This window comes from Luteococcus sp. Sow4_B9 (genome assembly GCF_052116585.1).
In the GTDB taxonomy this organism is placed as follows: Bacteria; Actinomycetota; Actinomycetes; order Propionibacteriales; family Propionibacteriaceae; genus Luteococcus.
Genome location: NZ_JBQKKT010000007.1, coordinates 126293 through 145622 on the forward strand (window position 1 = coordinate 126293; position 19330 = coordinate 145622).

General features: G+C 68.5%; 19 protein-coding genes. 8 read left to right on the forward strand and 11 right to left on the reverse strand.

The window, feature by feature from the left end:
* Positions 1-85: 85 nt before the first annotated feature.
* From ccsB to ACTQ49_RS06775, 9 genes are all read right to left on the reverse strand, one after another.
* Positions 86-937, reverse strand: coding sequence for a c-type cytochrome biogenesis protein CcsB (ccsB, locus tag ACTQ49_RS06735; protein ID WP_441827074.1), 852 nt, complete (start codon positions 935-937; stop codon positions 86-88).
* A complete protein-coding gene (gene resB, locus ACTQ49_RS06740) occupies positions 930-2408 on the reverse strand; it encodes a cytochrome c biogenesis protein ResB (RefSeq protein ID WP_441827075.1) in 1479 nt (492 codons plus the stop codon). Before resB ends, ccsB begins: the two co-directional genes overlap by 8 nt.
* Positions 2409-2418: 10 nt before the next feature.
* Positions 2419-3105: a cytochrome c biogenesis CcdA family protein gene (locus tag ACTQ49_RS06745; RefSeq protein ID WP_441827076.1), complete on the reverse strand. Its 687-nt coding sequence runs from the start codon at positions 3103-3105 to the stop codon at positions 2419-2421.
* A 4-nt stretch (positions 3106-3109) separates the two neighbouring features.
* A complete protein-coding gene (locus ACTQ49_RS06750; RefSeq protein ID WP_441827077.1) occupies positions 3110-4045 on the reverse strand; it encodes a tetratricopeptide repeat protein in 936 nt (311 codons plus the stop codon).
* A 157-nt stretch (positions 4046-4202) separates the two neighbouring features.
* Positions 4203-5789 (reverse strand): ammonia-forming cytochrome c nitrite reductase subunit c552, encoded by a 1587-nt coding sequence (locus ACTQ49_RS06755; protein ID WP_441827078.1) that lies wholly within the window; start codon positions 5787-5789, stop codon positions 4203-4205.
* Positions 5790-5795: 6 nt separating this feature from the next.
* Entirely contained in the window at positions 5796-6290 is a 495-nt protein-coding gene (nrfH, locus tag ACTQ49_RS06760; protein WP_441827079.1) for a cytochrome c nitrite reductase small subunit, read from the reverse strand.
* 183 nt (positions 6291-6473) lie between these two features.
* Entirely contained in the window at positions 6474-7160 is a 687-nt protein-coding gene (locus ACTQ49_RS06765; RefSeq protein ID WP_441827080.1) for a response regulator, read from the reverse strand.
* A complete protein-coding gene (locus ACTQ49_RS06770) occupies positions 7160-8053 on the reverse strand; it encodes a sensor histidine kinase (RefSeq protein WP_441827081.1) in 894 nt (297 codons plus the stop codon). The genes ACTQ49_RS06765 and ACTQ49_RS06770 overlap by 1 nt, the downstream gene beginning before the upstream one ends.
* A gap of 163 nt (positions 8054-8216) precedes the next feature.
* Positions 8217-9620, reverse strand: coding sequence for a YibE/F family protein (locus ACTQ49_RS06775; RefSeq protein ID WP_441827082.1), 1404 nt, complete (start codon positions 9618-9620; stop codon positions 8217-8219).
* A gap of 128 nt (positions 9621-9748) precedes the next feature.
* Between ACTQ49_RS06775 and ACTQ49_RS06780 the strand changes: the two genes are divergently transcribed.
* A complete protein-coding gene (locus ACTQ49_RS06780; protein ID WP_441827083.1) occupies positions 9749-10645 on the forward strand; it encodes a DNA-3-methyladenine glycosylase family protein in 897 nt (298 codons plus the stop codon).
* A 30-nt stretch (positions 10646-10675) separates the two neighbouring features.
* Here the strand turns inward: ACTQ49_RS06780 and ACTQ49_RS06785 are convergent, their stop codons facing one another.
* On the reverse strand, positions 10676-11266 hold the full coding sequence (locus ACTQ49_RS06785; RefSeq protein ID WP_441827084.1) for a DUF3267 domain-containing protein: 591 nt from the start codon (positions 11264-11266) through the stop codon (positions 10676-10678).
* A 67-nt stretch (positions 11267-11333) separates the two neighbouring features.
* Between ACTQ49_RS06785 and arfB the strand changes: the two genes are divergently transcribed.
* The 5 genes from arfB (at position 11334) to ACTQ49_RS06810 (ending at position 16137) form a co-directional block, all read left to right on the forward strand.
* A complete protein-coding gene (arfB, locus tag ACTQ49_RS06790) occupies positions 11334-11771 on the forward strand; it encodes an alternative ribosome rescue aminoacyl-tRNA hydrolase ArfB (RefSeq protein WP_441827085.1) in 438 nt (145 codons plus the stop codon).
* 403 nt (positions 11772-12174) lie between these two features.
* Positions 12175-13386 carry a MarP family serine protease gene (locus ACTQ49_RS06795; protein WP_441827086.1) on the forward strand — a complete coding sequence of 404 codons (1212 nt, stop codon included), beginning with the start codon at positions 12175-12177 and terminating at the stop codon, positions 13384-13386.
* Positions 13387-13607: 221 nt separating this feature from the next.
* Positions 13608-14363 (forward strand): lysophospholipid acyltransferase family protein, encoded by a 756-nt coding sequence (locus ACTQ49_RS06800; protein WP_441827087.1) that lies wholly within the window; start codon positions 13608-13610, stop codon positions 14361-14363.
* A gap of 7 nt (positions 14364-14370) precedes the next feature.
* On the forward strand, positions 14371-15012 hold the full coding sequence (locus tag ACTQ49_RS06805) for a hypothetical protein (protein WP_441827088.1): 642 nt from the start codon (positions 14371-14373) through the stop codon (positions 15010-15012).
* A 39-nt stretch (positions 15013-15051) separates the two neighbouring features.
* Positions 15052-16137, forward strand: coding sequence for a maleylacetate reductase (locus tag ACTQ49_RS06810; RefSeq protein WP_441827089.1), 1086 nt, complete (start codon positions 15052-15054; stop codon positions 16135-16137).
* A gap of 29 nt (positions 16138-16166) precedes the next feature.
* Here the strand turns inward: ACTQ49_RS06810 and ACTQ49_RS06815 are convergent, their stop codons facing one another.
* Complete coding sequence (locus tag ACTQ49_RS06815; RefSeq protein ID WP_441827090.1) at positions 16167-16694, reverse strand: glycine cleavage system protein R; 528 nt, start codon at positions 16692-16694, stop codon at positions 16167-16169.
* 156 nt (positions 16695-16850) lie between these two features.
* Here ACTQ49_RS06815 and ACTQ49_RS06820 point away from each other — a divergent pair, with 156 nt between their 5' ends.
* Positions 16851-18263 (forward strand): DUF2252 domain-containing protein, encoded by a 1413-nt coding sequence (locus ACTQ49_RS06820; protein WP_441827091.1) that lies wholly within the window; start codon positions 16851-16853, stop codon positions 18261-18263.
* Positions 18264-18317: 54 nt separating this feature from the next.
* Positions 18318-19091, forward strand: coding sequence for a tRNA (N6-threonylcarbamoyladenosine(37)-N6)-methyltransferase TrmO (gene tsaA / locus ACTQ49_RS06825; RefSeq protein WP_441827092.1), 774 nt, complete (start codon positions 18318-18320; stop codon positions 19089-19091).
* The last annotated feature ends 239 nt before the right edge of the window (positions 19092-19330 follow it).

Genomic DNA, 19330 nt, shown 5'->3' on the forward strand with positions numbered 1-19330 from the left:
GCCGAGCCTGTCGAGGCCCCAACCCGGCGGTCGAAGCCCCTCGACAGGCTCGGGGATCGGAGTCGACGGGCGTGGGAAGCCAAGGTCAGCCGCCGTAGGAGTGCAGGCCACCGAAGAAGTGGTTGCCCAGGAAGGTGAAGATGATGGCGCCGAAGCCCAGGATCAGCAGCCAGGCCGATCGGTTGCCCTGCCAGCCCTTGGTCACCCGGGCGTGCAGGTAGGCGCCGTAGATCAGCCAGGTGACCATGGCGGCGGTCTCCTTCGGATCCCAGCTCCAGTAGCGGCCCCAGGCGGTGTTGGCCCAGATGGCGCCCTGGATGTTCATCATGGTCAGCAGCGGGAAGCTGAAGACCACCGCACGGTAGCCCAGCTCGTCCAGACGCTCCAGGCTGGGAAGGCCGCTCCAGCGCACCTTCGGCTTGACCAGGTACAGGATGCCGGCGGCCGAGGCGACGGCACCGGCGCCGTAACCCAGCACCGCCAGGAAGACGTGCACCGTCAGCATGAAGGGGCTCTGCAGGGCGGGCACCAGCGGCTTGACGCTGTCATCACGGGTGGCGGCATAGACCAGCATGGTCAGGGCCAACGGCAGCAGGGCGATGCCCAAGGCGCGAGCATGGTGGCGACGCTCGAAGTAGATGTAGAAGGCCAGCATTCCCCACCCGAAGGAGCACGCGAACTCGTACTGGTTCGCGAAGGGTGCGTGCTTGACCACGATGGTGCGACAGACCAGGGCGATCGTCATCAGGATGAAGGCCAGCACCGTCAACTGGCTGCCGTACCAGGCGACCCCGCGCACCGGGGTGGCCTGCTGGGCACCCGCCGTGGCCACCTGGGCATTGCGTCGGGTGGTGGTCAGCGACGTGATGTAGGCCACCGCGGCCAAGGCCACCAGCGCGATCGAGGCGTAGAGGCAGTACTTGGAGATCTCAAGCATGGGTGCTCCCGGAGTGGGTCGAGTCGTCGGATTCGGGACTGGTGGGCTTGCCGAGCGAGTCGACGAAGCGGAAGACCTTCTGCTCGAAGATCGTGTCGTGGCGGTCGGGCGAGGCGACGCGCACCCGGCTGCCACCGTCGTCGGTGCGGTGCACGCGCAACCAGATGCGCTGGTGGCGGTAGAACATGGTGCAGATGGTGCCCAGCACCAGCAGGAAGGAGCCAATCCACACCAGGATCGCGCCATTGTCCTTGCTGACCATCAGGCCCGTGAACTGACGCTCACGCTCCAGGGTGACGGCCAACCCGTTCACCTGCTGCTCGCGGCCCTGGCTGATCACCTGCTTGTCGATCGGCTCGTCGGTGGTGCGGTCGTAGAACTCCACCTGCACCTGGCCGGGCGCGATGCGGGCATCCACTTGGCCGGAGGCAGGCGCGATGACGAACATGTTGTACCCGCGCTCGGGGAATTCCACCTTGCCGAAGTTGGTCAGCTTGTCGTCGGTGCTGTACTGCAGCGGCACGCCACCGTGGTAGACCTGCTTGCCCGCGGCGTCCTTGACGGTCATCTCGGCAGCGAAGCCGAAGTATGCCTGGTTGAAGGCGATCCCGTCATACTTCATCGGTGAGTTCACCCGGGTGGTGTGCTGCTTGACCTGCTTGCCGTCCTCGTAGAGCACCAGTTCCGAGGCGTAGTCCATCGGGGATCCATCGTCGTGGTAGGTGTCGGTGAAGCTCTTGGCCTCCACCGCCAGGTTGGTGCCGTGCCCCACCGGCTGCGGCCCCATGCCCACCGGAACGGTGAACTCGTTGTTGCGGAAACCGGTGTTGTTGGTGATGAGCACACCCAGCAGGATCAGCACGAAGGCGGTGTGGGCCAGCGCGGTGCCCAGCGGCATCCAGCGGTTCTTGTCGGCATAGAGGTTCAGGCCGTCGTCGCGGCTGTCCTCGATGACCCGGTAGTGCTCGGCGGCCAGCTTGGCGCGCGCATCGTCGAAGAGTGCCTGCGGGCTGCCCGCCAGCTCCACCGTGCGACGAGTGCGGGCGTGGTCGAAGAAGCCCTCACGCACGTGGGTGTGGGGCTGGGTGGCGTTCTTCCACAAGGTCGGCAGGCGGTGGGTGGTGCAGCCGATGATGCTCAGCGCCAGCAACACCGTGACGATCCGGAAGGGCCACGAGCTGAACATGTGGAAGACGCCCAGGAAGCTCAGCGGCATCGTCCAGCCGCGGTAACGGGGACGCTGCTCCTCCAGGAAGGAGCGGTACCAGTCCGGGTTGTTGTAGGTCTGGGCGTCGGCCTGCGGGAAGAGCACCCCCACCAGGGCGAGCAGTGCCATCGCGAAGATCAGGAACAAACCGATCCGCTTGTTGTAGAACAGGCGGTAGATGCGCAGCAGCATCTCCTTGGGGGTGATGTCTGCCCCCGGCCCGGTGTCGAGCCCCTGCGGCGGGGTCTTCACGGCTGTACTCATGGCATCTTCCTCATACTCCGAAGCTCTGGAGCTTGCTGAACTGGTCTGTGACCACCAGGAATCCGACCAGCACCAGCAGTGCTCCGGAGACCAGTTGGACTGCGGCCTCGTGGCGGGTGAACCAGGTGAGCCGCTCACTCACCCAGGACGCCCCCAGCGCCACCGCGACGAAGGGGATCCCCAGCCCCAAGCAGTAGGCCACCAGCAGGGCGGCACCGTGCCAGACGCTGCTCGACTGGGTGGCCAGCGCGATGATCCCGCCCAGGATCGGCCCGATGCAGGGCGTCCATCCGGCGCCGAAGGCCAGCCCGAGCGCCAGCGACCGGCCGGTGCTGGGGGCTTGGCTGCCGCGCCCCGAACGGGGGCCGCCCAGGCTGCGTGACAGGAAGGGGATCTCCACCAGGCCGGCCACGTGCAGGCCCATCACCACCAGCACCAGGCCACCGGCCCAGCGCAGCAGGTCACGGTGGTCACCGATCACCCAACCGACCAGACCGATGGAGGCCCACAGCCCGACGAAGACCACGCTGAAACCCAGCACGAAGGCCAACGCCTGGCGCAACGCACCTAGCCTGGTGCGCCGCTCGTCGCTGCCCACCAGGTAACCGACGTAGACCGGCACGATCGGCAGGAAGCAGGGCGAGGCGAAGCTGACGATGCCCGCCAGCAGCGCGATCGGAAGGGTCAGGTTGTCCATGTCATCAACGCGGCGGGGTGGCCGAGCCGGAAGGAGCCGACGAGGCGTTGGGAGTGGTGGGGGCCGAGGCGGCGGGCGTTGTCGACGACTCGGCCGAGGGGGTGCTGGACGGCCCTCCCAGGTGTGACTGGACGGTCTTGGCCAGATCCGAGTCCGGCTCCAGCTCGACCACCTTCTGCCAGGCTGCCCTGGCCTTGTCCATGTCATTGCGCGACATGTGCAGGAAGCCCAGGTTGTAGTGGATGACGGCCTTCTTGGGGTCCAGCTTGGCCGCCTGGTTCCAGGCCTTCTCCGCCTCGTCCAGGTTGGCGTCGTTGAAGTGCGCCACGCCCAGCGCGGTCCACGCGTCGCTGTCCTTGGGGGTCACCTTGGTGACCCGCGCCTGCCACTGGGCGGCCTTCTTGTACTCCTGGGCGCCGTCGTAGATCTGGCCGAGCGCCTTCATCGACAAGACGTCCTTGGGATCCTTCTTGATCTTCTCCTCCAGGGTGGCCACCATCTTGGGGTCCACCGGCTTGGGAGTGCTCATCTGCTGCCCGTCGGCCGGGGATGAGGCCTCGCTGGTGGCCTGCTGGGGCTGTCCCCCGTCGTCGAGCAGGTAGACGCCCAGGACGACGGCAGCACCCAGGGTGGCCAGCCCCAGACCCGTCACCAGCCGGTTGCGACGCTTGGGTGCGGCCGAGACCGCGGGCGTCGCCGCGACGGGAGTCTGGTCGTCGAGCCCGACCAGCTCCAGGTCCTCGTCGATCTGCGCGTCACCGCCCACGGCCAGGTCGGCCAGGCGGCGCTGCCGCTGGGCCCATCCCCCGAGCTCGGTGGGTGCCTGGTCGAGGAAGCCAACCAACTGGTCTCGCGTCGCGGCGACCTGCTCGGGGCTGGCATCCGCAGGCAACCCGAGGGCCTGGATCGCGGCGCTGCGCTGGCTGTCTGCGGTGGTCATCAGTGGCTCCCGAAGGCTGGCGAGTTAGATACGGAATGTGCAAGGCATATTCGTTGCCGCTCACTGTAGTGAGAGCCCTTCCATGACGAACGGGCGGGGGTGGACTTTGAGGTCCACCCCCGCCCGTCGGTTGGTCAAGCAGCTACTTCCCGAGCTGTCACCCCTGCTTGCTGGGGTTTGCCGATGGGGTCATGCTCTCCGGCAGCTTCGGCGTTGCGGCGGCACTCGGCGAGGTCTCGCTCGCATTCTTGTCCTTCGCCTTTGCGGCCGCCTTGGCAGCAGCGGCGGCCTTCTTCTTCTCGTAGGCCTTCTGCCCGGCCTCGCTCAGCGGCAGCGGAGCGGGCTCGGTCTTCTTGCCCTGCAGGGCCAGCTGGCCCTGGCGTGCCGCGTTGATGGCGTCGGCCAGGATCTGCTGGCTGTAGGCCGGTGCATGGAAGCCGTTGGAGTTCTCGCTCTCCGAGTAGTCCAGGTAGAAGGAGGCCTTGCGCTGGTAGAGACGGGCGGCTTCCAGACGATCCGCGGCAACCCCGGCCTTCTGGGCGGCCTCGATGTCCTTGATCAGCTCGTCGACGGCCGTGTAGGTGGAGTCCAGGGTCTTGAGGAAGTTGTTCTGGATCGTGCTGACCCGCTCCTTCATCTCCTTCTCGTCGGCCTTGTGGCAGGTCTGGCAGGAGGAGTTCACGTCCAGCATCGGGCTGCGCACCTGGTGGTCGGAGACCTTCGAGGCCCCCACCCGCTTGTAGGGCATGTGGCAGTCGGCACAGGAGACGCCGGCCTTGGCATGGATGCCCTGGCTCCAGGTCTCGAAGTCCGGGTGCTGGGCCTTCAGGCCCGGCATGCCGGTGGTGGCATGCACCCAGTCGACGTGGTTGGTGCTGTCCGCATACTCCTGCTCGATGTTGAGACCCTTGCTCCACGGGAAGTGCAGCGTATTGCCCTCACCCTTGAAGTAGTACTCGACGTGGCACTGGGCACAGACATAGGAGCGCATCTCCGACGGGGTGGCGTCCTTGTTGACGTCGTAGTCCTTGATGCCCTCGCTGGCCTTGAGCGACTTGATGCCGTTCATGAAGGCCGGCCTGGTGACGCGCAGCGCCATGGTCTTGGGATCGTGGCAGTCGATGCAGGCGATCGGGTGCTCGAACTTGTCGGTGATGTCCAGGTACTTCTGGTGGTTGATCGCGTCGAAGCCCTTCATCAAGTCGCCGCCGCCCTCGTCCTTGAAGACGGTGTAGGTGGAGGCGTGGCAGTTGATGCAGGCACCGGGCTGCTCGAACTCCGTCACGCGACGGGTCAGGCGCTGGTCCGTGAGCATGTACTCGTGCCCGCGGGCCTCCCGGTAGTCAACGGCAAAGGCGTAGCCGTCCCACAGCTTCTGCAGGCGTGGCTCACGCTCCACCTCCTGCGCGGCAACCTCGGTGCGCGGGTCGGTGGCCGTCGGAGTGTGCGGGGTCTTGTTGGAGCCGCCGTGCTCGGTGGCCTCCATCTCCGAGGTCTTCTTGTACATCTCGTACTGGATGGGGAAGTTCTTGCCCCAGATGGCCGGGTCCACCGTGGTGTCGGTGAGCTCGACTGCCTGGAAGTAGGGATCCTTCGCCTCGCTCTGCTTCTTGACGACGTCCGCGAGCAGGGCGGCGATGACCAGGGTTGCCAGGAGGCTGGCCAACACCAGCACCCCGAGGATCACCTTGGTCCGCTTCTTCGGCTCCGGAGGTGTCACTGAGTTGTTCTCAGCGGTACTCATGACAGTTCACTTCCTGTGACCAACTTCGCTGTGGCATTTCACGCACGACACCTGGGTGTCATGGGTTCGGGTCATCTGGACGTCCTCGGTCAGGTCGGCGTGGCAGTACAGACAGTTCGCCTCGGCAACCTTCATGTTGACGTCCCGGATCTGGATGTTCTCCGGGTACCAGCCGGTGCTGAACTTCAGCCCGTGCAGGAATCCGTCCTCGGCCTTCACCCAGTACTTGTGCACGACGTTGTCGTGCGGCAGGTGGCAGTCATTGCAGGTGGCCACCGCATGGTGACTACCTGCCTTCCACGCGTTGTACTCCTCATTCATCGCATGGCAGTTGTTGCAGGTGGCGGGGTCCGTACCGAAGTACGACAGGCCCTTCGCGAAGACGAAGGTGTAGACGCCCAGACCAATCACGCCACCGATCGCGATGGCCAGCACCGACAGGACGATGGTCTTCATGTCCAGGTACTTCTTGACCCAGCCGACCATTCCACCTCCTGCCATCGCGCACCTCCTGATCCGGCCAGCGGCCCCGCCCGGTGGGTCGGGACCAGACATGGCACCCATTGGGGAAATCCTCTCGTGCCGCAGAGCGGTACACCATCCCTCGTTGGATAGAAGAAAGGCATATTCCGCGGTCATCGCGGCACATCTTCACCCCAGTCAGAGCCTATTTCACGGGATTTTTCACGGAGCAGGCGGGGTGGCAAGTCCCTGCCGCACGATGTAGGCCGCGGCCTGGGCCCGGTTGTCCAGATGCAGCTTGCGCAGGGCGTTGTGGACGTGGTTCTTCACGGTGCCCTCGGTGATGGAGAGCTTCGAGCCGATCTCCCGATTGCTGTGCCCCGCTGCCACCAGCCGCAGGATCTCCAATTCACGCTGACTCAGGGCTGGTGACTCGTCGCCCCCGGACGCGGGCGCCACCGAGTGGGAGGCGTGGCGTAGTTCGGCCAGCAACCGCCCCACCAGGGCCGGAGCCACCGGGCTCTCACCCCGCATCACCTGCCGGAAGGTCTCGAAGAGCTGCTCCGGGTGCATGTCCTTGAGCAGATAGCCGTGCACTCCCTGACGGATCGCCGGCAGCAGGTGCTCGTCGTCCTCGCTGACCGTGAGCATCACCACCTTGGTGCCGGGCAGGTCCTGCAGGATCCGTCCCGCAGCCTCCACACCACCCATCACGGGCATCTCCACGTCCATCAGGACCACATCGGGGTGCAGCTGGTGGGCCAGCTCGATACCCTGCAGTCCGTTGTTCCCCTGCGCCACCACCGTCAGGTCCGGTTGCTCCTCCACGAGGGACGCGATGGCACGACGAAAGAGCGGCTGGTCGTCCACCAGCAGGATGCGGATCGGTTCCGGGCTCGGCTGCGTCATCAGGCTCCTCGTGCCAGGTGGGACAGCGCCGTCTCCCCCGCGACGGGCAGGTGTGCCTCGACGCGCGTCCCCCCGCCCCGCGCGGACTGGATACGGAAGGTGCCACCCAGCTGCTCCACCCGCTCCCGCATGGTGTGCAGCCCATAGCGTTCCGCGTCACCGGAGGTTGTGGCATCGAAACCAATCCCGTCGTCCACGACGGCCAGCACGGTGCCCTCGGCATTCCCGTGCACCTTGACCACCGCTTCGCTCGCCCCGGAGTGTTTGCGCACATTGGTGAGCGCCTCCTGCACCACCCTGCTGAGCTGCACCTCATGGGCCGGCGAAAGTTCTGACTGCAGGGGTTCCACCACCTCGAGCCTGGCCGGGATGCCGCTGCTGCGTGACCAGCGCGTCAGGTAGTGCTCCAGTCCCTCGACGAAGTCCCCGCCCTCGCGTCCAGACTCCCGCAGCCCCAGGATCGACTCCCGCACGTCTCGGCAGGACTCCCGGCACAGGTCGGCCAGGTCCCCCAGCTCGTCGCGGACGCGGTCGTGTTCGGCGAGCTCGGGCCGTGCCTGGATGGTGCGCAGCTTCAGGTGGGCGACGGAGAGCACCTGGGCCAAGGAATCATGCATCTCGCGCGCAATCCGGTCCCGCTCCTCCAGCACGGCACTGTGCCGTTCGGCGGCGACGGCACGTTCCTGCAGCGCGAGCATGTGCCGATAGCCACGTTCCACCTGGGCGTGCACGGCCAGGCCGAAGGCCACCACGGCCAGTCCACCCACCAGGGAGAAGAGCAGGTGCAGGCGGCTCGGCCACAGCATGGGGAAGACGGAGATGAACAGCAGCGGCAGCACCAGAACGGCAATTCTCAGGCGCCCGAGCCTCCGTTCGACGTCCTCGCGTTGCATGGGCCACCTCCTCCTGTCCGTCCCTGGCTGCACCCGGTCACGGGCACTGTGCCCGGGGATTCACCAGCCGTGTGAGCCCCAGCCTATTTGACACAGGATTGACGGTGTTTTTGGGGTCCCTGTATCGAGGGATACAGGTGGACGCGGCACTGAACGGGCGTGCTCAGACCTCGTCGGGGCCGCTGCCCTTGGGCCGCTGGAAGGCCTCCGCCTCATAGTTCGCGCGGCGCGCACGACGACCTCGCCCGGTGGTGGTGTTCTCTTCACCCTTCAGCTCGACGCCCCGCGACGGAGGCTGCACCGGCTCCGGAACGGGCGCGGGCGCGGGGACCGCCGGGGCAGGGCTCTTGCGCTTGCGGTCTCCGCCACCGGCAGCGACGGCGGCCACGGCAATGCCCGTGGTCAACGGCACCGAGAGCACCAGTCCGATCGACCCCACCAGGGTGCGGACCAGTTCACCGGCGAACATCTCGCCGGAGAGGATCTCGCCCAACGGCCGGTTGTAGATGGTGAGCAGCAGCAGCGTCGGCAGGATGGCGCCGGCCGTCGCGAAGGCCGTGGTGTAGACCGTCGAGGCAATGTGGTCACGGCCGATCCGCATGGCACCCTTGAACAGCTCGGCGCGGGTGCGCTTGCCGTCGGCGATCTCCCAGACCGCGGAGGCCTGCGTGATGGTCACGTCGTTCAGCACACCCAGACCCGCGATCACCACGCCACACATCACCATCGCCTGCAGGTTCAGGTCCGGGGCCGCGCTGGCCAGCAGGTAGTCGTCCTCCGTCGAGACGCCCGTCAGATGGGCCCACTTGGTGGCCCAGAAACCCAACCCTGCGGCGATCAACAGGCCGGCCAGGGTGCCCGCCAGGGCCGTCGTGGTGCGGGTGGAGAAACCGTGGGCGGCGTACAGCACGACGAACATGATGGCCGAGCTGGCGGTCAGACCCACCAGCGTCGGGTTGTGGCCGACGATCAGCGCCGGGAACAGGAACTTCACCATCACGAAGGCCGCGAAGCCCAGCCCCAGCAGTGAAGCGAAACCACGCCAACGGGCCACGAGGATCACCAGCAGGGCGAAGACGATGCCGAAGAACCACAGGGGCGCAGACCGTTCGAACTCCGCGAACTGGTAGTTCACCGAGCCGTCCTGCGGCGACGGGGTGCGGTAGACCTTCACCTGGTCTCCCACATCCACACCCGACGTGTAGATGGCCGCCGTGATGGGAACCTCCCGGGTCTGGCCCGCCTCCGGCCCCTCGTCCACGTGCACCTGCAACTGCGCACAGGCGCGGGTGTCCTTGGAAACGGAGCCGGTCATGCCCTCACAGCTGATCTCGTTGACCATCGTCACGGTCGCCTTCGGCAGCGTGACTCCCTCCACCATCACGCTCGCGGAGTCAGCGCGCACATGTGCCTGCATGTTGTGCGGCCACATCAGCACCAGCGCCAGCACCGTCAACATGCCCACCGGCACGAGGAAGGTCAGCATCCAGCCGAGGGCTCGCCGCTCGAGCCGCTCCATCTCCGCCGTGCGAGGCGCGGAGGATCCGTGGGAGTGCGCGTGTGCCATGAAGGGCCTTACCTTTGGTCAATGCGAACGGTTCATCAGTGGGCGCCGGATGCCCAGTCCCCCGACCACGCACCCCCGTGCGCCCGGACACCGTGACCCTACCCAACGCACAGGGCGAAAGGCGACGGGTGGCCGGTGCCGCCGGACGGCTGGGCAGTTGTCTGGGCCGGCTGCGCCGCGGCCCCGGCGATCCAACCCACCGAAACCTGCACGGTACCTGGTGGCGCACCGTGAACACCCCCGTCGGGCCATCGCTGGGCCGGTTCCAGGACGACGGGGACGACGTGCTGGTGACAGCCTGGGGGCCGGGGGCGACGTGGGTGTTGGACCAGGCCCCACGCCTGCTGGGCTGCCACGACGCCGCGGACTTCTCACCCGAGCACCCGGTGCTGCGAGAGCTGGTGCACCGTAATCCCCAACTCCGCGTCGGGGCCACCGACCTGGTGTGCGAGAGCCTCCTCCCGTCGGTGCTGGAGCAGAAGGTGACCGGGGCCGAGGCCTTCCGCGCGATCAACCTGCTGACCCGACGCCACGGGCTCCCCGCCCCCGGCCCGGCCGGGCGGGAAGGACACCCCGCGCACGGGATGCGCCTGCCCCTGACAGCAGGCCAGTGGGCGGGAATCCCGTCGTGGGAGTACCTGAAGGTGGGGGTGGAACAGCGTCGCTCCGCGATCCTCGTCGGCGCGGCCCGCCGCGAATCCGCCCTGGAACGAACCCTGACGAGCCCGGATGCCAACCGCGCGCTGTGCAGCCTGCCTGGAATCGGCCCATGGACATCGGCACGGACCCGCCAGATGGCCCACGGCGACCCCGACGCCTGGAGCGTGGGCGACTACCACGTGCCGCGGGCGATCAGCTTTGCCCTCTGCGGCGAACAGCTCGACGACGACGGGTGCGCGGAACTGCTGGAGCCCTACCGGGGGCACCGCTACCGGGTGGAACTGCTGCTGGCCCATGGAGGGCCGCGCATCGAACGCCACGGTCCGCGTCGCAGCCTGCCGACGCACCTCCCCACGCCCTGGTGATCGGGGGGCCTGGGTGGCTGGGCTCGGCCGTCAGGCGCCGTCCGGCCTGAGCACGCGCACCCCGGCTCGTTGGTCCTCGACCCGCGTTCCCGGCGGCTCAGTGAGCGCGGCCCAGCACAGCCACATGTCGCCAACCCCACCAGACATGTGCAGCCCCAGGGGAATGACCCACCAGCTCGGCGCCGGCCCCCCGGCAATCAGCGCCAGCAGGGTCAGGTTGATGACCACATTCGGCAAGGCGCAGATCACGATGTACTGCCAGCGCGTGAACAGGTGCCCCTCACACGTCGTGTACAGGTAGGGCAGCCCGGGCGACATCACGCCGGCACCAAAACGGGGACGGGCCTTGAGCACCAGCATCCCCAGGCCGTGCAGCAGCTCGTGCAGGATCACGGTTCCGACGCCCACCAGCACCGTGCCCAGCACCATGCGCAGGGCCTTCTCCGCGGTCACGATGATGACCCCATCCGACAGGCCCCGCAGACCGAGCACGAGCAGCCCGAGGGCCACACCCCCCAGGAGGAGGCCCGTGCCGAGCGCCGCCATCCATGCCTGGGACCGTTCACCGGGCTCCTTGGCCACCAACAAGCCGTCATCCACAGGCGCGGGTGGGATGATCATGACTCGATCCTATGTCCTGGACTGGGGCAAGCGACCGGTAACTGTTCACAGCGAAGGAGGGGTTGCGATGGACCTGGTGGTGCCACCTGGACCGGGCATTCCGCAGGGGCTCGTGATCCCCCTCGCGGAGCTGCACGAGACCTTCAGCCGGGCCTCGGGTCCGGGCGGCCAAGGAGTCAACACGACCGACTCTCGGGTGCAGCTGTCCCTGGACCTGGCCACCTGCTCCGTGCTGGATGAACGACGTCGGGAGCGCTTGCTGGAGCGGCTGGCCGAAAGGCTCGACGGCACCGTGCTGCGCATCGACGCGTCGGAGCACCGCCAGCAGCGCCGCAATCGCGTCGCGGCCCGGGAGCGCATGGCAGGCCTGTTGCGGGAGGCCCTGGCGCCGCCGCCGCCCACCCGACGTGCCACCCGCCCGACGAGGGGGTCCGTGCGGCGTCGACTGGAGGCCAAGAAGCAGCGCAGCCAGACCAAGGCCCTGCGAGCTCGCCCGCGCGACTGACGGGAGGTGGAGCGGGCGGCGGCGACCCGGGGGCCGCGCGGGATGGGATCTGGGTGCCCCACGTCGCACGTCGCACGGCGCAGGGGATTTTGCACCCCGCGTGGGATTGGTGCCCCCATCACACGGCGCGCGGGATTGATCTCCCCGCGACGGGTACACCACACGCGAGGCGTTGGAACCCACGCGCCCGCCCACAACCCACGCGTCGCTGAAGGTCCAGCGGGAGGCCAGGGCAGGGGCCCGCGGGAGGCCAGGGCAGGGGCCCGCGGGAGGCCAGGGCAGGGTCCAGCGGGAATGACCCCACTCCACCCGCCCCGGCGAACCGCGGGCCCGTGCCCGGGACGGTTTCCGGTTCACAGGTTGACGAGGCACCATGGGGCTCCCCACCCGACGAAGGAGCACGATGAGCGACCATGCGCTGCTCGACCTGGCCCTGCTGGCGCTGCTGCTGGTGCACGCCGTGCGCGGCTGGCGCATTGGGGCCCTGATCAGCCTGTTCGGGCTCGGCGGCCTGCTGGGTGGCGCACTCCTGGGACTGTGGGGCAGCCCACGTCTCGTTGAATCCTTCGCCAGCGGGTTGGAGGAACCCCTGCCAGCCGTTCTCGTCGTCGCAGGTGTGCTGTGTTGCGCGGTGCTCGGGGAGTCCATCCTGGGCAACCTGGGGGTGAGGTTGCGGCTGGTGACCCGCACCGAGACCGCACGCAGAGTGGACTCGGGCATCGGAGCACTCGCGTCGATGCTCGTGCTCAGCATCCTGGTGACCCTGGTGGGCAGCGCCGTCCGGCCCTCGCTGCCGCCGCGCTGGGCCAGCGCCGTCAACCATTCGCGGGTGCTGCCGGCGATGGACGCCCTGACCCCCAACTCGGCCGGTCGACTCGCCAACCAGCTCACCGACCACATCGCCGACGTGACATTCCCCCGGGTCTTCAGCGGCCTCAGTCAGGAACCCGTCCTGTCCGTGCCTGATCCAGACGGGGCCAGTGCTCGCACTGCCGCGGTCGCGCGCGCCGGGGCCAGCATCGTGCGGGTGACCACCGCGTCGACGGTGTGCAGCCAGGGCAGTTCAGGCTCGGGCTGGGTGGTGGCCGGCCATCGCGTCGTGACCAATGCGCACGTGGTGGCGGGTGCGACGCAGGTCTGGGTGCAGGTGGGTGGCAAGGGCCGACGCCTGCCCGGCAATGTGGTCGCCTTCGATCCTGATCTGGACCTGGCCATCCTCGACGTCCCGCGCCTGACCGCCCCGCCCCTGGCCCGCGCCGCATCCCTCGACAAGTCCGCCGACGCCGTTGTCGCCGGTTTCCCCCAGGACCAGGGCTACACGCTGAGACCGGCCAGGATCCGGGGTGTGGTCCAGGCCAAGGGTGACGACATCTACGGCGGCCGGGGTGTTCGACGCGAGGTCTATTCAGTGGCGTCGGTGGTACTGCCGGGCAACTCCGGCGGCCCGCTGCTCACCACCGACGGACGGGTGGCCGGCACGGTCTTCGCCCGCTCCCTGGCCGACTCCAACACGGGCTATGTGCTGACCGATGCGGCGACGGATCACCTGCTGGACCGGGCAGCGAGCCTGGACACTCCCGTCGACACGCAGGAGTGCACCCGACGCTCAGCCTGAGGTGCTTGGTGCTCCCCGCCCCGCGTGGGATCCAGACACCCAGGCCCCACGCCGCGTGGGTTCCACCACCCCGCGTGCGCTCTACCCGTCGCGAGCTGACCAAACCCACGCGAGCGCAGGGGAGGTGAGCAATCCATGGGCGGCACTCACTTGCAGCACCCACCCCCAGCTCCCTCCACCCGACGGGTGCGCCACGGCCATTCCTCTGGCAGGATCGAATGGTGCCACGCGAAGCCTCCAGCCCAGACCCCACTCCGGTCCCCAGGCGCTACCGTGACCCCGCCCTGACCGCCCTTCGACGGGTGGTTCGCAAGACCGTCCTGGCGACGGCCGTGCGCTTCGCGGCAGACGTGGAACTCCACGGCAGCGAGAATGTGGAGGATCTGGACGGTGCCTTCGTGGTGGTCGCCAACCACTCCTCACACCTGGACACGGCCCTCATCTACGCCGCACTGCCGGACCACCTCACGACGAACCTGGCCGCCGGCGCCGCTGCCGACCACTTCTTCATGAGCTGGCGCACCGCCCTGGGGCCGGTCCTGCTCTTCAATGCCTATCCAATCGACCGCCCAGGACGCCCCCACAAGGGCAACCACAAGGGGCTCTCGTTGGCCCTCCTGAAGAGCGGGGTCCCGCTGCTCATCTTCCCGGAGGGCACCCGCAGCCGCACGGGCGCCATGGCCAGCTTCACCCCTGGTGTGGGCCGACTCTGCGCCAGCGCCAAGGTGCCGTGCATCCCGGTGGCGCTCGTCGGCTGTGCCGACGCCTGGCCCGCCAACAACCGCCTGCCCCGCTGGCCCCGTCGCAAGGTGCACGTGCTGATCGGTCGCCCCCTGGAGCCGCGCCCCGGTGAGGGGATCGGCGCCTTCACCCGACGCGTCGAGCGTGAAGTGGTGGACCTGCACGACGCCGCCGCCGAGCGTTACGGGCTGCGCTCCCTGGCGGTGCTGGCGGCTCGTCGCAGCCGACGTCGCTGAGGAAGCCATGCCTGGGACCGACCACTTCACGCTCCACCGGTTCACCATCAAGCCGCGCCATCTGGAGCAGTACCTGCCCTTGTGGCGTCGTGAAGTGGAGATCAGACGCGACCACGGGTTCACGACGCACCGAGCCTTCGTGGAAACGGACGCGGAACCCAAACTCACCTGGCTCTACTCCCACGCGACGGACTCCGCGGCAGCGGAAGAGGCTTGCGCCGCGGATCCTCGCCAGCAGGAATTGGACGAGTTGAAGGCTCCGCACGTCTTCCGCAATCACCTGGTCCGGCCCGTCGACGTCGAATACTTCCCAACGCCCGCCACACCAGAGTCGATCGCCGGGCAGGCCGGCCGGGAGCGCATCGCCATCATGCGGCGCTACTCCATCGTGAACGGGTGGGACGACTTCTTGGATGTCTGGCGCAGGATCGTCCCCGTGCGGGAGCGCCACGGTTTCCGATGCCTGTTCGCCGTCGCCGATCGGCCGCGCGACATGTTCACCTGGGCCTTCGACTTCGACGGAGAGTGGGCCGACTTCCCGGCAGCCCAGCGCGGCTACTACCACGATCCATCCCGCGTGGAACTGCGCGGCGTCTTCGACCACATGGCCGACTACTCGATCCACCCGGCCCAGCAGCTGCTGGTCTGAACCTGCCCACCGCCCAGCCCGCCGACGAGGAGCCCACCGATGACCACCTTCGCGCATCGCACCCTGCCGCAGACCGTCGTGCTGGACACCGGTCATGCAGCCCACCGCCTGGCCGAAGCACTCACGGAGTTGGGACGTGGCCGGCCGATGGTCATCGCCTCCCCCCGTGACCAGGCCGCCGTCGAGCGCCTCACTGCGGGGCTCGACGTCGCGCTGCGCTGGGACGAGGTGGTGCAGCACGTTCCCGTGGAGGTGGCCGAGCGGGCGCGCGCTGCCGCCACGGGATCCGGCGCCGACGTCGTCGTGTGCATCGGCGGGGGCTCGGCGATCGGACTGGCCAAGGCGATCGCCCTCACCAGTGGGCTGCCGATCGTCGCCGTGCCCACCACCTATGCCGGCTCCGAGGCCACCCGGATGTGGGGCCTCACCCAGGACCGCACCAAGACCACGGGCCTCGACGACCGGGTGCTGCCCCACACCGTCATCTACGACGCGGAACTCTCGGCCACGCTGCCGGTGGAGCTGTCCGTCGCCTCCGGTCTCAACGCCCTGGCGCACTGCGTCGACTCGCTGTGGGCGCCGGCCACCGACCCGATCGCCCAGGCCCTCGCGCTGGAGGGGGCCCGAGCCCTGTCGGGAGCGCTGCCCCGAATCGTCGACGAACCGGGCAACCTCGACGCCCGTGGCCAGTGTCTCTACGGTGCCTACCTGGCTGCGGTCTCCTTCGCGACGGCGGGCTCCGGGCTGCACCACAAGATCTGTCACGTGCTGGGCGGCACCTTCAACCTCCCACACGCCCAGACCCACGCCGTGGTGCTGCCCCATGTGCTGGCGCTGAACGCCCCGGCGGTGCCGGACCTGGCCGGGCGCCTGGCAGAGGCCATGTCGCCGCGCAGCGCCGGACAGGCTGGCCGGGGCCCGGTGAGCTCTGCGACGGAGGCGATGGCCCGCCTGTACGACGCCACCGATGCGCCCCGTTCCCTGCAGGCGCTGGGAATGCCCCACGACGGGCTGGCGGAGGCGGCCGATCGGGTGCTGGCCGTGGCACCGCCGTCGAACCCCGTCGAGATCACCCGGGAAACGGTCAGCGCGCTGCTCGAGGCAGCTTGGCAGGGGCAGAGCTGAGGACCGGAGCTGAGCGCCGGGCGGACGCGTCAGGCCTGGGCGTCGGGGTCCGAGCCGTCGAATTCGAGATCCACCATCAGCTCGGCCGCAATCGACTCCAGCGCTTCGCGCAGCTGGGTCAGCTCCAGCCCCTCGGGCAGTCTCAACTGTGCCCGGGCCTCGAACAGGGTGGTGTCGGCCATGGGGGCGGGCCGGGTGGCGGTCTCCATCTCATCGATGGTGACGCCCTGGGCCGCCAGGGCGGTGGTGATCTCGCTGACGATGCCGGGGCGGTCATTGCCCACCAGCTGGAGCGTCACCGGCGTTCCCTTCTCGGGATCGCGCGTGTCGGCAGCGGTCACGGTCACCGCCAGGCCATCCACCTGGCCCGCGGCGGTGGTGAACTCGTCCACCCGCTCGTCGGGGAATTCCACCAGCGCGATGCCGGCGAACTTGCCGCCCAGCCGCGCCATCTGGCTCTCCCGCCAGTTTCCGTCGTGCTGTGCGACGAGGGAGCTGAGGGCCGAGACCAGCCCCTCGCGGTCGTCGCCGATCAGGGTCAACAGCAGCTGTGCCATGCGGCGAGCCTAACGTCCTCGACCCGACGCGAACAGACCCCCACCCTGCCTGGCGTCGCGGTGTCCCCGGCCTGTCTGGCCACCCGACACCCCCACGCTCGTCGAGTGTCGGACCCGCCGACTACGATCGGCGGCATCCCCCAATCGGAAGGAACCATGAGCGCTCAGACCGTCCAAGGACAAGACAAGGGCGACATCTTCTCGACCTTCCGGGCTCCAGCGACGAATCGTTCGGAACGCGTGAAGCAGGGCAAGGCACTGCGCCAGCAGACCCCACACGAGAGCCTCGGCATCTGGAAGCCCACTGCTGACCGGCCGGACATCGTCGACCTGATCAAGAGCACTCACGAGGGTCGCCTTCCATGGCTCTTCGGCCTGCGCGTGGGCCGGATGGCGGCCTCTCCCTTCGGACTGCTGCGGGGCAGTGCCCACATGATGGCTCACGACGTGGCCAATCTGCCGTCGACGGGCATCTTCACCACGGCCTGCGGCGACGCCCACATCGGCAACATCGGCTTCTACCGGTCTCCCGAGGGCAACCAGGTGATCGACCTCAATGACTTCGACGAGGCGCACACCGGCGCGTGGGAGTGGGACCTGCGGCGGCTGACCGCCAGCATCTGGGTGCTGGGACGGGTCAACGGCGCCAGTGAGACCGACTGCCAGGCGGCGGTGCGCAACTGCGTCATCTCCTATCGCGACGAGGTCAGCTTCCTGTCCAAGCAGCCGCTGCTGTGGCGCGCCTTCAACCACCTGGACATCACGGGCCTGCACGAGACGTCCACGGAGGAGAGCCTGCGCGAGGAGATCCAGCGCGCCGCCAAGGCCGCCCGCAAGCGTACCGATGACCGGATGCTGCCCAAGCTGGCCGGTGGCGCCACCAGCGCGTCGGAGATCGTCGACTCCCCGCCGCTGGTCACCCACCCCGACGATCCCACCCGCGAGCAGCTGGCCGAGGCGCTGGACAACTACCTGCCCACGCTGACTCCGCAGTGGCGACGGATCGTGGGCGGTTACTCCCTGGTGGACATCGCGCACAAGGTGGTGGGTGTCGGCTCGGTGGGCATGCGCTCCTGGGTGGCGCTGCTGGTGGGTTCCCGTGAGGACGACGTGCTCTTCCTGCAGCTCAAGCAGGCGCAGCGTTCCGTCCTGGCCCCCTATGTGCACGGCGAGCGGGCGTGGCACTCCCATCAGGGGCAGCGCGTCGTGGAGTACCAGCAGCAGCTGCAGACCGTCAGTGATCCGCTGCTGGGCTGGACCACCGCCGGCGAGCACCAGTACTACGTGCGCCAGTACCGCAACATGAAGGGTGGCGTTCCACTGGAGTCGATGAGCCCGCTGGCGCTGGTGGACTATGCCGGCATCACCGGCCACCTGCTGGCCAAGGGCCATGCCCGCACCTCCGGTGCGTCGGTGATCTCGGGTTATCTGGGCAAGAAGGCCAGCGCGGGCGATGCTTTCGTCCGGTGGGCCCGTGCCTATGCCGACCAGACCGAACGTGACCATGCGCAGGTGGTGAAGGCCGTCAAGAATGGGCAGCTGCCATGGGAGGATCCGCTGACCAAGTAGGGCGTGGCCTGACCCCGATCAGCTGGGCACAGCTCACGGCACTAGCGTGTGGGCGTGGACCAGCAGCCCAGCCCGGCCTTCGACCAGGCGCCCGAACCGACGCCAGAACGACCTGCCTACCGCACGATTGCGCGCATCCGGTCGGACTTCCCGTCGAAGTTCGGCGTGCCACGGCAGTCCGGGTTGGTGCCCGAGCTGCTGGCCCGGGTGGTCTTCGAGCCCGCCTTCCGGTCCGTTGATGCGGTGCGCGGCATCGACGGCTTCAGTCATCTGTGGTTGCTCTGGGAGTTCGACAAGTCGATCTCGAGCGGCCGCGACTGGTCCCCCACCGTGCGACCCCCGCGGCTGGGTGGGCATGACCGGCTGGGCGTCTTCGCCACCCGCTCGCCCTTCCGCCCCAATCCGATCGGCCTCAGCTCCGTGCGGCTGGTTCGTGTTGAGTCCGACGGCGACGATGCCCCGGCCCTGGTGGTCAGCGGCGCCGACCTGGTGGACGGCACCCCCTTGCTGGATGTGAAGCCGTACATCCCCTACGACGTGCATCCCGAAGCCACCAGCGGTTTCATCGGCGAGAACCCGGAGACGTGGTACGCCGTCGACATCCCCGACGAGCTGCTGGCGCGGGTGCCGGAGGGCAAGCGCGAGGCGCTGCTGGGAGTGCTGGCGCACGACCCCCGTCCGCGATTCATGGATGATCCCGGCCGGGTCTTCGGCCTGCCCTTCGCCGGACTCGACGTGCGCTTCCGCATCGACGCGACGACGGTACACGTGGTGGACGTCCAGCCGCTCGACCCCGATGCGGCGGCCGCCTGGCCGGGCTACCGCTGATCGACTGGGGGCTCGGCTGGGGGGACCCAAGGGCTTGAGCTGGGGCCAGGTCCCGTCGTCACCATTGATGCTTGTTGCCCGCTCTGCCCAGAGCCCTGGCCACCAGATCCCATCCCCACCCACGAGATCTGCACCCGCCCTGCCAGCCGCGGGGGGGGGGGGGGGGGGGGGGGGGGGGGGGGGGGGGGGGGGGGGGGGGGGGGGGGGGGGGGGGGGGGGGGGGGGGGGGGGGGGGGGGG

Excerpts from the sequence above, each read along its gene's own strand:
- ACTQ49_RS06805 (WP_441827088.1), top strand. The coding sequence starts at position 14,371 with ATGCCTGGGACCGACCACTTCACGCTCCACCGGTTCACCATCAAGCCG.
- ACTQ49_RS06775 (WP_441827082.1), bottom strand. The coding sequence starts at position 9,620 with ATGGCACACGCGCACTCCCACGGATCCTCCGCGCCTCGCACGGCGGAG.
- ACTQ49_RS06810 (WP_441827089.1), top strand. The coding sequence starts at position 15,052 with ATGACCACCTTCGCGCATCGCACCCTGCCGCAGACCGTCGTGCTGGAC.
- ACTQ49_RS06820 (WP_441827091.1), top strand. The coding sequence starts at position 16,851 with ATGAGCGCTCAGACCGTCCAAGGACAAGACAAGGGCGACATCTTCTCG.
- arfB (WP_441827085.1), top strand. The coding sequence starts at position 11,334 with ATGGACCTGGTGGTGCCACCTGGACCGGGCATTCCGCAGGGGCTCGTG.
- ACTQ49_RS06785 (WP_441827084.1), bottom strand. The coding sequence starts at position 11,266 with ATGATCATCCCACCCGCGCCTGTGGATGACGGCTTGTTGGTGGCCAAG.
- ACTQ49_RS06745 (WP_441827076.1), bottom strand. The coding sequence starts at position 3,105 with ATGGACAACCTGACCCTTCCGATCGCGCTGCTGGCGGGCATCGTCAGC.
- ACTQ49_RS06755 (WP_441827078.1), bottom strand. The coding sequence starts at position 5,789 with ATGAGTACCGCTGAGAACAACTCAGTGACACCTCCGGAGCCGAAGAAG.
- ACTQ49_RS06815 (WP_441827090.1), bottom strand. The coding sequence starts at position 16,694 with ATGGCACAGCTGCTGTTGACCCTGATCGGCGACGACCGCGAGGGGCTG.
- ACTQ49_RS06765 (WP_441827080.1), bottom strand. The coding sequence starts at position 7,160 with ATGACGCAGCCGAGCCCGGAACCGATCCGCATCCTGCTGGTGGACGAC.
- ACTQ49_RS06750 (WP_441827077.1), bottom strand. The coding sequence starts at position 4,045 with ATGACCACCGCAGACAGCCAGCGCAGCGCCGCGATCCAGGCCCTCGGG.
- nrfH (WP_441827079.1), bottom strand. The coding sequence starts at position 6,290 with ATGGCAGGAGGTGGAATGGTCGGCTGGGTCAAGAAGTACCTGGACATG.
- ACTQ49_RS06795 (WP_441827086.1), top strand. The coding sequence starts at position 12,175 with ATGAGCGACCATGCGCTGCTCGACCTGGCCCTGCTGGCGCTGCTGCTG.
- ACTQ49_RS06770 (WP_441827081.1), bottom strand. The coding sequence starts at position 8,053 with ATGCAACGCGAGGACGTCGAACGGAGGCTCGGGCGCCTGAGAATTGCC.
- ccsB (WP_441827074.1), bottom strand. The coding sequence starts at position 937 with ATGCTTGAGATCTCCAAGTACTGCCTCTACGCCTCGATCGCGCTGGTG.
- resB (WP_441827075.1), bottom strand. The coding sequence starts at position 2,408 with ATGAGTACAGCCGTGAAGACCCCGCCGCAGGGGCTCGACACCGGGCCG.